Here is an 11,834-nt window from a genome sequence, read left to right on the forward strand (position 1 = left end):
CGGTTGGCCACTTGGCATCAGGATTATGGATATTATTGATCTTGCCAGACAAATAAGAAGCGGCGACCGCAGGGCGCTTGCCAAGGGGATTACACTGGTTGAGTCCACCCGGGTTGATCACCGCAGTCAAGCAACGGAATTGCTTGAGACGCTGATGCCGGATACCGGCCATTCAATTCGTCTTGGCATTTCCGGCGTGCCCGGCGTTGGCAAGTCCACCTTTATCGAAACGTTTGGTAATCATGTTATAGCTCAGGGTCACAAGGTGGCTGTACTAGCCGTTGACCCTACATCTGCATTGAGCGGTGGCTCTATTCTTGGGGACAAGACGCGAATGGAATTGCTCAGTCGCAATCCTGATGCCTTTATCCGGCCATCCCCTGCGGGTAAAACGCTGGGGGGGGTGACCCGTCGCACCCGCGAAACACTGTTGCTTTGTGAAGCAGCGGGTTTCGACGTGGTGATTGTTGAAACAGTGGGTGTCGGTCAGTCTGAAACGGCTGTGGCTGAGATGACCGATATGTTTCTGTTGTTATTGCTGCCTGGCGGTGGCGATGAATTGCAGGGTATCAAGCGCGGTATTATGGAGCTGGCAGATCTGATCCTGGTGAATAAATCGGATGGGGATCAGCAGGCCGCTGCCAATCGAACGGTGTCCGATTATGCGATGGCACTGCATTTTCTGCATCCCCGGAGTAAAAACTGGAAGGCGCGGGTGTTAGCTTGCTCGGCCCTGCGGGAAGAGGGTATAGGCGAGATATGGGATACCGTGGAAGAATACCGGCAAGCCCTGAGTGCCGCAGGTGAAATCGACAGCCGTCGTGCTGCGCAATCCCGTGCCTGGATGTGGAGTGAAACTGCTGACTGCTTGTTAACAGATCTAAAAGAACACCGTCAGGTGAAAGCGCTGGTGGCGCAGCTTGAAGCGGATGTCACTGCGGGTAGATTGCCTCCCACTGTTGCTGCTCAGAAACTTATTAATGCATTCAAACAATCAGACTGAAAACTGTTAACAGGAATGATGATGATAGGACGATTAAACCATGTGGCCATTGCTGTTCCGGATCTTGATGCCGCAGTAAAGAATTATCGCGACACTCTGGGAGCGAAAGTCTCGGCGCCGATCGATTTGCCTGATCACGGTGTAACCACAGTCTTTGTTGAACTTCCCAACACCAAGCTTGAACTGTTACTGCCGCTAGGGGAAAACTCCCCGATTGCTGGATTCCTTCAGCGGAACAGTAGTGGTGCCGTACATCATTTGTGCTACGAGGTGGACGATATTATTGCTGCTCGCGATCAGCTGATTGCTGAAGGCGCCCGGGTATTGGGTGATGGCGAGCCTAAAATCGGCGCGCACGGGAAACCAGTGCTGTTTTTACACCCCAAAGATTTTTGTGGTGTGTTAACGGAAATTGAGCAGGTTTAACGTTGATCTGATTTCAGATCGTGATAGCTGCCCCGATTCCAAGGCCTCAGAAACCGCCAGCTTTTATTTCCACTGGCGGTTTCTGCTCAATACGGCAGGTACTATTTAGAGATTTCGTTGTGCAAATAGCTTGCTAATGCCGCCAGCTCATCTTCGCTCAGATTATCAAAGTTAGGCATTTCCCGATGCTTCTCGCTGCCACGTATCCAGGCTTTCAGTTCGTGCTCTGACTTCATAATCAACAGGGAAACCGGAATCTTCTTCAGGTAGTCACCACGTCCTGTACGCGGGTGGCATCTTGAACAGTTATCCATAAAAATCGCTTCGCCCGCGAGGACCGCAGGGTTTGGTTCTGGCCTTTGTTCGTCACAGCCAATCAGGGCAAATAAGGAAAGTAATGGAATAATCCGAAGAAGTTTGTGCATGGCACGCCTCATATTTTTTCTGAATATCATTTGGAGAGAATAAGTTAATGAGAAAGGATAATCCAGCGTCAGGATCAGTATATGCCTCTGATAGCTTCCATCACGTACGCCTTTAGTCTCCGCTGATGGTCCCGTCACAGAAAACCCCGCTAGGGCGGGGCTGTTTGTGTCTGACGCACCCGACAGGATGACTCACTGCGTTGTAGTTCGCCCTTCGGGTCATCGCCTGACGGCGATGTTGTCTCGCACGCAATGCGTGCTCGGCTCGAACCTCTAGGTGCTCATTTAGCCGCCGGTGGTCCAGCCACAAAAACCCCCGCTTAAGGCGGGGCTGTTTGTGTCTGGCGCACCCGACAGGATTTGAACCTGTGACCACCGCCTTCGGAGGGCGGTACTCTATCCAGCTGAGCTACGGGTGCTTTAAGGGGCGCAATCATATAGCCTGAGGACTGTTTAGTCTATTCCATCCGGGCGATCATCATGTAGTCTTCTGGCTTTGCTGGGTTAGCACACCGCGGCTTTACAGTTATACTGCCAGTCTTGTGAAATAAAAGGGGTTACGGTTTTGTGGCAGCATGTAGTTATTGTTAGTCTGGTGGCATTGTTATGGGGGTGCGCTGTGGTTGAACCACAACCGCAACCACAATCTCAGCCCGAAAAACAGCCCGAGATCGAGACTGTTGTTCATCCGATCGCGGAAGTTGAGAGCTGTCCGCCTGTGCCAGTGTGCGAAGTATGTTCTACCACGATTGTTTGTCCAAAATTACCAGTCAGGCCAATCGTCAAGCCCCCGCCGAAAGCGATGAAAAGTGGTGATTTACCGGTTGTTGGTGCTGTGGAAATGGTCACTCTGGTTGAACATAATCTGAAGTTCCGGGCCCGGATTGATACGGGCGCTGAGTCATCCTCCATTCATGCCAGCGATATAGTTCTGTTTGAGCGGGAAGGTAACAGATGGGTGCGTTTTTCTGTGCAGGGAGAAAAAGACAGTCAGCCATTTGTTTTGGAGCGCCCTCTGGTTCGCAAGGTGGCTATCAAGCAGCATGAAGGCATGCGTGAAAGGCGTTACGTCGTCGAAATGCGGCTGCGAATGGGTGACATCAATGAGAGGGTTGAAGTCACGCTGGCAGATCGCAGTGATCTGAAATATCCGGTGCTGATAGGTCGTAACTTTTTGACGGATACCGCTGTCGTGGATGTTAGTCGCAGGTATATACTTAAAGGCAATATACCAGCTACAGCACCTGCTGAAGTTGCCACTCAAGAGCAATAGACATGTCAATATCTGCTTCCCGTTTTCAGGTTTATCTGATAGCCGGTTTTCTTTTTGCCGCCGGTTGGTCGTTTGCGCTTTACAAAGCTTTTGTCATGGATTTTCCTCTATTGCCGGGGGAGTCCAGAGATGTGTGGACGGTTGAATCGAAAGTCAGTTTCGCACCCTCTGGTGGTCCGGTTAATGTGTCGTTAGCGTTGCCAGAGGAAGGTGTTGGCTGGGGCGTTCTCGATGAGCATTTCGCATCATCCGGGTTCAGTTTCTTTGTTGAGGGCGACAATTCACGACGGCGTGCGCGTTGGGAGAGACCGAGTCTGGAAAAATCGGCAATTTTGTATTACAAGGCGCAGATATACCAACGTGATGATGCCGACCTGCCCCCGCAGTTGGTATCGGAAGTTAATCCTCCTTACCTTGAAGCAGACCAGAGTGCAGCGATGGAGAGAGTTGTTAACAGGCTCAAGGAGGAAACATCCGGTGCTATCGAGTTTACTGCGAGTTTGCTGCAATTGCTTTTGCGGGAACAGCTGGATCAGGATGCAGCTTTTTTGCTGGCTGGTGACATGCTTCAAAAACAGAAACTTTCCGAGAGTCGCGCCAGGGTGGTGTTGATACTGGATGCACTGGCAACGGCCGGGATACCGGCCCAGCGTATTCGGGGTGTTTTTCTTGAAGACGGCCGTCGTCGCCAATCACTGGCTGAGCTGGTTGAAATATACACCGGCAATGAGTGGCTAGTGTTTGACCCGGCCACGGGAATACAGGGAATCCCAGAGAATTTTTTTATCTGGCAGCGTGGTGGTGACTCGATTCTGGATGTAGAGGGAGGGCGGCGCTCCAAAATTGAATTTGCACTGGTCAAAAATACCTTGCCAGCAAAGACAGTCGTGTTAATGGAAAATGAGTTTGAAGGGCAACCGCTGGTGGATTTTTCTATCTACTCCCTGCCTGTCGAACAGCAGGGAATGTTCAAAGGCATTCTGCTGATTCCGGTTGGTGCGGTGGTGATTGTTCTGCTTCGGGTATTAATCGGTATCCGCACGTCTGGTACCTTTATGCCAATCCTGATTGCATTGGCCTTTATGCAGACGACGCTCGCCGTCGGGCTGGCGATTTTTCTCTGCGTGGTTGGTGTCGGATTGTGGCTGCGTAATTATCTCAGTCACCTTAACTTGTTGCTGGTGGCCAGAGTGACGGCAGTAGTCATCATGGTCATTCTACTGATGGCAGTACTCAGTGTTGTCAGCTACAAACTGGGACTTGATCAGGCCTTGTCTGTCACCTTTTTCCCGACCATTATTCTGGCCTGGACAATTGAGCGCATGTCCATTTTATGGGAAGAGGAAGGCGGACATGAGGTACTAATTCAGGGTGGCGGCAGTCTTTTTGCAGCTGTGCTGGCATTTCTGGTGATGACCAGCCGCCTGGTTGAACACCTCACGTTTAACTTTCCGGAGCTTCTTTTGTCGGTGCTTGGTGTGGTTCTGATACTGGGTAAATACAGTGGTTATCGTTTGTTCGAGCTTTACCGTTTTCGGTATCTCAATGATGCAGCCGCGGAACAAAAAAGTGCCCCTCGCCCGTAATGAAGTTTATTTCGCCAAAAAAATTGCGTGAACTCGGTGTGCTGGGTATGAACCGTCGCAATGTAAATTATATTGCCCGTTGCAACCCTCGCAGCCGGTTTCCGCTGGTTGATAATAAGCTGAAGACCAAACATGTTGCCCAGGAGCACGGCATGGCGGTGCCGGAGTTATATGGTGTGGTCAGTTTCCAATATCAGATTCGCGACTTATTACAATTGCTGGACGGCTTGGAAAGCTTTGTTATTAAGCCTGTTCAAGGCAGTGGTGGCAAAGGCATTCTGGTGATTGCTGCGCGACGCGGTGAAGAGTTCATTAAATCGACTGGCGGTGTGCTGAGTTTTTCAGAGATCAAACGCCACGTTTCGAATATTCTCAGCGGGCTCTACAGTCTGGGTGGACGTCCGGATACAGTGATGATAGAAGCGCTGATTGATTTCGATGAGTATCTGGTTAATTACAGTTATGAGGGCGTTCCGGATATTCGGGTGATTGTGTACACCGGTGTGCCCGTGATGGCGATGCTACGCTGTTCAACACACGCCTCTGATGGTAAGGCAAATCTTCACCAGGGAGCGGTCGGTGTAGGGCTGGACATTGTCACGGGCTGTAGTCGCTATGCTGTGCAGAATGAGCGGCGAGTCAGCCGTCATCCTGATACAGGTTACTCTTTTGAGCACCTCAGTATTCCTCACTGGGAAACGATCCTTGAGCTTGCTTCGGGTTGTTACGAAATGACTGGGCTGGGTTATTTTGGTGCAGACCTTGTGCTGGATCGCAATCGCGGGCCGGTTATACTGGAGTTGAATGCCCGCCCCGGTCTTGCCATTCAGATAGCTAACCAGGCGGGGTTGCGGAGAAGGCTGGAAATGGTTGATAAACAATTGCAACCGAGCATGAACAAGCATGCCAGAATCGCGCTGTCAAAATCCCTGTTTGCCCATTAATTTATTCCTGATAATGAGGGTAAAAGTCCGGTGTACTCGTTTCCGTTGTTTGCCGGAGTCGTTATAATGGGCGCGAAAATTCCTGGGAATGAATATAAAGTCACAGGAACGTACCTATCAAGTTTTGGAGACAAGTATGCGTCCACTTAAGAATATGGTTGCCGCCCTTTCTGCTTTGGCCCTCGCTGCCACGTTGATTGGTTGTGGTTCAGACACAGAAGAACTCAAACTGACTACCAAGCAGGAACAGGAAGTTGCTGAGCGTCTGTCTCCTGCTGGAGAAGTTGCCCTGGAAGGTGAAGTTGCTTCTGTCGCGCCAGCAGCCTCAAGCAGTGAGCCTCGTAGCGGACAACAGGTGTATGATACCAAGTGCTTTACCTGTCATGCTTCCGGCGCAGCTGGTGCCCCCAAAATGGGTTCCTCTTCGGACTGGTCTGGCAGGCTTGCCCAGGGTGTTGATGCCCTTTATAGCAATGCCATCAACGGTATTCGCGGCATGCCTCCAAAGGGGCTGTGCATGGACTGTTCCGGTGATGAAATCAGCGCGGCTGTTGACTATATGCTGGAAAACAGCAAGTAATTCTTTTTTGATAACATCGCAACCGCGCGCCTGAGAAGGCGCGCGGTTTTTTTATGCAGCAGAGCAGGGAAGGTCACTGCGGGATAACAATGAGTTTTACTTGACTGTCTACCCTTCAAAAAAATTTAACCTAGTATACGGTTTTTTTCTGATACTCTGCGTCGTTAATCCAATCCTGTTTCCTTTGTCACAAATTTCCCGTATCGATTGTAAAAGGGTGTTCCCGCGTCAGACTCTGGTATAGCATGTCGTTTATGACAATAAAAACAGCAAAAACCTGCGCGTGCTGTTCCGGCTTTTTTATCAATTAGCGGTTTAGTAATGGCTAGCGATAACGTATTCAGTCAACAGGGGAAACTTTCAGCGCCGCTTTTGGTCTCGGCCATTACTTTTTGTGTGTTACTTATTCCGGCAACCATGCTGGTTAATTATCTGATTCATCGTTACGAGCATTCAATTATTGAAGAAACCAGCTACCGAGCCAATGCACTGGTTGCCAAGCTGGAAGGAAAAATCGACGCCAATATTGCTGTCGGGCGTGGTTTTGATGCTCATATCTCGGCGTTGGGCGGTTTGTCACAGGATGATTTGGCTGCACTGGCCGAGCGTCTGATCGATCCTGAATTAAATATACGCCATGTGGCATTGGCTCCTGACCTGATCATTTCGGCAGTTTACCCCCTGGCAGGCAATGAAGCGGCACTGGGGTTGGATTACCGAAAAAATTTGCGTCAGAAACAAGCCGCGTTGCGAGCAGTAAATTCCGGTGAAATTATACTTGCCGGCCCCGTTGAGCTGGTACAGGGAGGGGGGGAGCAGCTGGTTGCACGGGTTCCCATTCATCTGGCATCAAGCGATCTTTGGGGATTGGTCGCTATTGTCATCAATTTCGAAGAGTTGCTTGCTGATTCCGGTTTCTACTCTTTAACCGCCAAGTATGACCTGGCTATGAGGGGGCAAGACGGGTTGGGTGCCTTGGGTGCAACCTTTATGGGCAAGGATGTGCTGTTTGATCAACCTGCACACATTTTTGATATACAGGTTCCGGGTGGTGAATGGCAATTAGCGATTGCGCCAAAGCTGGGCTGGCATGCCCCGATGCCGGTATTGATCGCCTATTGGGTTATTGCCCTGGCAATCTGCCTGTTAGCCAGCTTTATTGTGTATTTTGTGCGCAAACAAGTGATAGAGAGAGTTGCCTATCTGCGAAGGCTTGAGGAATTGGCGACGATTGATCCACTGACGCAGCTTACCAGCCGCTTTCAGCTGAACAAGTATATTAGCCACCTGATAGACGAGTGTGAGCGTAATGATCAGGGTTTTTCTGTCCTATTTATTGACCTTGACCACTTTAAGGAAGTCAACGACGGTCTTGGTCACGCCATGGGTGACAAGGTTCTTGTCGAAATCGCTGATACTAATGGGTTCGAAAGTAAGCGAACATCATTTATAATGTAGGCTCCGTTCGCCAAGCTTATCGGATATTTACACACATGCGCCACGATGACGGTCGTAAACTTGATCACAAAACATTAGAAGCCATTCGCGTTCGCGCCGTTCAACGGGTCATGGATGGCGAGAGTCCAGAAGTCGTCATCAAAGCGCTGGGGATGAGCCGAGCACGAATCTATGAATGGCTGGCTGCCTACCGCGAGGGTGGCTTTGACGCGCTCAAGGCCAAGCAGATTTCCGGTCGTCCCAAGAAACTGAGCGGTGCTCAGATCCGGGAGCTGTATATCTGGATAACGACCTTTACGCCGGACCAGTTGAAGTTTGATTTTGCCCTGTGGACTCGGGGCCGAGTGCGTGAGCTCATCCGGCAAAAGTTCAACGTCCGGTTAAGCGATGTCTCGGTCGGTCGTCTGCTTCGAAACCTGGGGCTGACGCCTCAGAAACCCCTGCATCGGGCCTACCAGCAAAAGCCAGAGGCCGTGAAACAATGGAAAGAAGAGACCTACCCGGAAATTCGCAAGGAAGCAAAAAAAGTCGGCGCCACCATCTATTTCGGCGATGAAGCCAGCATTCGGTCTGATTATCACAGTGGCACCACCTGGGCACCCAGGGGTGAAACTCCGATCATCCGTAATACGGGCAGTCGCTTCAGCATCAATCTGATCTCGGCCATCTCGCCTCGCGGCGAGCTTCGCTTTAAGACCATTCAGGGCAACATGAACACCGATGCGTTTCTTGGTTTCCTCAAGGCTCTGGTGCAAGACGTTGACAAGCCGGTTTTCCTGATCCTCGATAACCACCCGGTTCATCATGCTCGTCGGGTTCGAGACTATGTTGAGAGTCTCGACGGCAAGCTCAGGTTGTTCTTCCTGCCGCCGTACTCGCCGGAGCTGAATCCTGACGAGTCTGTTTGGGGCTATATCAAATACCATCACGTCGGTAAAAAGATCATTAACAGCAAAGAACAACTTCGGAGCACTGTTTACCGGCAGCTTCGACGTTTGCAAAAATTGCCACGACTATTGAAATCGTTTTTTGGCCATCCGGATTTGGCTTATATCTCCGGGTAATGTTCGCTTACTTTATTTCGAATTAGTAAGTTAAGGTCGCGTATTCGGCCTTATGATGTTTTGGGTCGGTTGGGGGGCGATGAGTTCATTATCGTGCTAAAGGACGTGACAAATCCTGCCGATATCGAAAAACGGGTGAGTTATATTACGGAAGGTTTCAGTAATGGCTTGATAGTTTCAGAGATCGATGTGGCGATAACGGCCAGCGTTGGTGTGGCGGTGTATCCTGGTGATGGTGACGATGCCGAGGTACTGATCCAGCACGCCGATCGCGCTATGTATGAAAGTAAACGCTCCGGTCGCAATGCGCTGTTTTTTTACGATGTGACAATGCGCAATGAAGCCGGTCGTTATCTGGAACTCACCAAGGCAATCAAGCAGGGCATTGCTCAGGGTGAGTTCCAGGTACATTATCAGCCTATTTATGATCTGAGGAAGGAGCAATATACGCGCTGTGAAGCCTTGTGCCGTTGGTATCACCCCGAGAAAGGGATAATTCCACCGGATCAGTTTATCCCCATCGCCGAGCAATCCGGTTTGATTTGTGATTTGGGCTTGTCCATCTCGAAAGATGTTTTTTCCTGTTATAACGATCTGAAAAAGCAAGGGCATGAACTGAACTTTTCGATTAATCGCTCTCCGCAGGAGTTTTATTCGCCAGGCTACACGCAGAACTTGTTGGAATCACTGAATGAATCCGGTGTACCTGCCTGGGATATTACGTTCGAAATTACCGAATCGCTCTTCATGACGGGAAATAAGGCGGTGACTGAGAACTTTGAGATTCTCAGACGGGGAGGTGTTAATTTTTCGATCGATGATTTTGGCACCGGCTATTCAGCGATAAATTATTTGCGCAAGTACCCGGTGGAAACGTTGAAGATTGATAGAAGTTTTATTGCTGAGCTGGGTATATCCGCACAGGCTGAAACGCTGGTGAAAGTGATTATACAAATGGCAAAAACCCTGGGTATTTCTGTTGTGGCGGAAGGTGTCGAAACAGAAAAACAGCTGGATTATTTACGAGATATGGGTTGCGACTATATACAGGGGTTCTATTTAGCCAGGCCAATGGATAAAGCGGCTTTTCAGGCATTTCTTCTGGCGCAGGATAGCAGCTCACATTCAGTTTGAATGCCTCCCGGTTTTTTTATGGGGAGCCGGTATCAAAACCGGATACGCCAATCAGATTACTGGGGGCAGGAAAACGGCTGTCCGACCAGCCATATTCCTGCTCTTGTGGTCATTACTTTTCAACAAAAGCCCGTTCAATTACATAATGGCCCAGGTTGCCTGCACGTGTTTCACGGAAATCTTTTTCGTCAAGCAGCTGACAGACATCTTTCAACATGGCGGGGCTGCCGCAGATCATAAAACGGTCATCACTCAGGGTTGGTGTGGGTAAGCCAATATCCCTGAACAGCTTGCCGGTTTTCATTAAGTCGGTGATCCGTCCGTTATTGCGGAAAGGTTCACGAGTGACGGTAGGGTAGTAGATCAGTTTCTCTGCTGCCAACTCACCAAAATACTCGTTGTTGGCTATCTGGCGGGTGATAATGTCCTGATATGCCAGTTCATTGACATAACGGCAACCGTGAACCAGTATGACCCTGTCGAAGTGCTCATACACTTCCGGATCTTTGATCACACTGAGAAACGGCGCCAGGCCAGTTCCCGTACTGAGCAGATAGAGATGTTTGCCTGGTAAAAGTTCGTCAACAGTCAATGTGCCGGTTGGCTTGCGGCCTACCAGAACCTGATCGCCCACTTTGATATTTTGTAACTTTGATGTCAGTGGGCCGTCTGGCACCTTGATACTGTAGAACTCCAGTTCATCTTCGTAGTTCGCACTGGCGATGCTATAGGCGCGCAGCAGAGGGCGTCCGTTGTCTTCCAGTCCCAGCATGGTGAAATGACCATTGCGAAAGCGGAATCCGCTGTCCCGGGTTGTTTTGAAACTGAATAGCGTATCCGTCCAGTGGTGAATAGCGGTGACAGTTTCATGATTCAAATTGCTCATCTCGGGATTACCTTTGTCTGGTTGAGTGGTTCAACAAATTCATGCTGGTCACTATAGATTTATCGTTGCATACCTGTAAAATGACTTATATCTATTTTGCTTATCGGTTTTTTCAATAATGAAATATACCCTGCGCCAACTTCAGGTCTTTCTTACCACCGCCCATACCGGCAATATCAGCCGTGCGGCTGAACAACTGGCCATGTCTCAATCGGCTGCCAGCAGTGCGCTCAAGGATCTTGAACAGCAGTTTGATATCCAGTTATTTGATCGCATTGGCAAAAAACTGCAGCTCAATGAATTGGGCAGAATGCTGCAACCCCAGGCAGAAGAATTGCTGGAGAGGGCTGAAGAGCTGGAATCATCGCTGGGGAAACACGCACAAAGTGGCCCTCTTAAAGTGGGCGCAACGCTTACCATTGGTAACTATCTGGCTGTCAACCTGATGGCGCAGTATATGGACACTGATCCGGCCCCGCAGGTATCCTTGCATGTTGCAAACACGGCAGAGATATCGGCCAAAGTGTTGAACTTTGAGCTGGATGTAGGGCTTATTGAAGGAGAGATCCATCATTCAGAGCTTGATGTCGTGCGTTGGCAGGAAGACGAACTGGTGGTTTTTTGCGCGCCTGATCACCCTTACGCAAATCGCCAACAGCTTTCGGACCAGGATCTTCTGGACGCGCGCTGGATTCTGCGTGAGCAGGGCTCCGGTACCCGGCAATCCTTTGATCGGGCGATGCACGGTCTTTTGCCGGATCTTCACGTGTTGCTGGAATTACAGCATACCGAAGCGATTAAACGTGCTGTTGCAGCGGGGATGGGTATCGGCTGTTTATCCCGAATTGCTTTAACCGATGCTTTCTCGCACCGACGCTTTGTTCCGCTAAGGGTGAAAAACCGGGATTTACACCGTTATTTCTATTTTATCTTGCACCGCCAGAAATATCGTGGTGCGGGTCTGGTTCGGTGGTTGGAGCTGTGTCAAAAATCAGCGTATTAGCTGATCAGCTGTTTGGGGCAACGACGCTTTCCGAAAAGTGATTTCGCAGCTA

At 50.0% G+C, this 11,834-nt stretch carries 12 protein-coding genes, 1 tRNA gene and 1 other RNA gene; 10 read left to right on the forward strand and 4 right to left on the reverse strand.

Going from position 1 to position 11,834, the window contains the following annotated elements:
- The first annotated feature begins 25 nt into the window (after window positions 1-25).
- Together meaB and mce are read left to right on the forward strand one after the other, a co-directional pair.
- The gene (meaB, locus tag H7A02_01530) at window positions 26-1,003 is read left to right on the forward strand and encodes a methylmalonyl Co-A mutase-associated GTPase MeaB (protein ID MCP5170937.1); all 978 of its coding nucleotides are present in this window, start codon (window positions 26-28) and stop codon (window positions 1,001-1,003) included.
- Between the two features lie 21 nt (window positions 1,004-1,024).
- Window positions 1,025-1,429: a methylmalonyl-CoA epimerase gene (mce, locus tag H7A02_01535; GenBank protein MCP5170938.1), complete on the forward strand. Its 405-nt coding sequence runs from the start codon at window positions 1,025-1,027 to the stop codon at window positions 1,427-1,429.
- A gap of 101 nt (window positions 1,430-1,530) precedes the next feature.
- On the opposite strand, the gene H7A02_01540 is transcribed toward mce, so the two are convergent.
- The 3 genes from H7A02_01540 to H7A02_01550 form a co-directional block, all read right to left on the reverse strand.
- Window positions 1,531-1,854, reverse strand: coding sequence for a cytochrome c (locus tag H7A02_01540; GenBank protein MCP5170939.1), 324 nt, complete (start codon window positions 1,852-1,854; stop codon window positions 1,531-1,533).
- 170 nt (window positions 1,855-2,024) lie between these two features.
- Window positions 2,025-2,164: non-coding RNA, RtT sRNA (locus tag H7A02_01545), on the reverse strand.
- 32 nt (window positions 2,165-2,196) lie between these two features.
- A tRNA-Arg gene (locus H7A02_01550) sits at window positions 2,197-2,273 on the reverse strand.
- A 146-nt stretch (window positions 2,274-2,419) separates the two neighbouring features.
- On the opposite strand from H7A02_01550, the gene H7A02_01555 reads away from it, so the two are divergent.
- The 7 genes from H7A02_01555 to H7A02_01585 all read left to right on the forward strand — a co-directional run bounded on the left by H7A02_01555 (window position 2,420) and on the right by H7A02_01585 (window position 9,893).
- The gene (locus H7A02_01555) at window positions 2,420-3,127 is read left to right on the forward strand and encodes an ATP-dependent zinc protease (protein MCP5170940.1); all 708 of its coding nucleotides are present in this window, start codon (window positions 2,420-2,422) and stop codon (window positions 3,125-3,127) included.
- 2 nt (window positions 3,128-3,129) lie between these two features.
- On the forward strand, window positions 3,130-4,713 hold the full coding sequence (locus H7A02_01560) for an inactive transglutaminase family protein (protein ID MCP5170941.1): 1,584 nt from the start codon (window positions 3,130-3,132) through the stop codon (window positions 4,711-4,713).
- Entirely contained in the window at window positions 4,713-5,657 is a 945-nt protein-coding gene (locus H7A02_01565; protein ID MCP5170942.1) for an alpha-L-glutamate ligase-like protein, read from the forward strand. The genes H7A02_01560 and H7A02_01565 overlap by 1 nt, the downstream gene beginning before the upstream one ends.
- Window positions 5,658-5,793: 136 nt before the next feature.
- Window positions 5,794-6,237 carry a cytochrome c5 family protein gene (locus H7A02_01570; protein MCP5170943.1) on the forward strand — a complete coding sequence of 148 codons (444 nt, stop codon included), beginning with the start codon at window positions 5,794-5,796 and terminating at the stop codon, window positions 6,235-6,237.
- A gap of 321 nt (window positions 6,238-6,558) precedes the next feature.
- Complete coding sequence (locus H7A02_01575) at window positions 6,559-7,695, forward strand: sensor domain-containing diguanylate cyclase (protein MCP5170944.1); 1,137 nt, start codon at window positions 6,559-6,561, stop codon at window positions 7,693-7,695.
- A 35-nt stretch (window positions 7,696-7,730) separates the two neighbouring features.
- The gene (locus tag H7A02_01580) at window positions 7,731-8,759 is read left to right on the forward strand and encodes an IS630 family transposase (GenBank protein ID MCP5170945.1); all 1,029 of its coding nucleotides are present in this window, start codon (window positions 7,731-7,733) and stop codon (window positions 8,757-8,759) included.
- Between the two features lie 60 nt (window positions 8,760-8,819).
- Window positions 8,820-9,893, forward strand: a complete 1,074-nt coding sequence (locus tag H7A02_01585; protein ID MCP5170946.1) for a bifunctional diguanylate cyclase/phosphodiesterase — start codon at window positions 8,820-8,822, stop codon at window positions 9,891-9,893.
- 112 nt (window positions 9,894-10,005) lie between these two features.
- On the opposite strand, the gene H7A02_01590 is transcribed toward H7A02_01585, so the two are convergent.
- Window positions 10,006-10,779: a ferredoxin--NADP reductase gene (locus tag H7A02_01590; protein MCP5170947.1), complete on the reverse strand. Its 774-nt coding sequence runs from the start codon at window positions 10,777-10,779 to the stop codon at window positions 10,006-10,008.
- Between the two features lie 118 nt (window positions 10,780-10,897).
- Between H7A02_01590 and H7A02_01595 the strand changes: the two genes are divergently transcribed.
- Complete coding sequence (locus H7A02_01595; GenBank protein ID MCP5170948.1) at window positions 10,898-11,782, forward strand: LysR family transcriptional regulator; 885 nt, start codon at window positions 10,898-10,900, stop codon at window positions 11,780-11,782.
- Window positions 11,783-11,834 lie beyond the last annotated feature (52 nt).

The organism is Pseudomonadales bacterium, assembly GCA_024234435.1.
Lineage (GTDB): Bacteria > Pseudomonadota > Gammaproteobacteria > Pseudomonadales > Porticoccaceae > JACKOF01.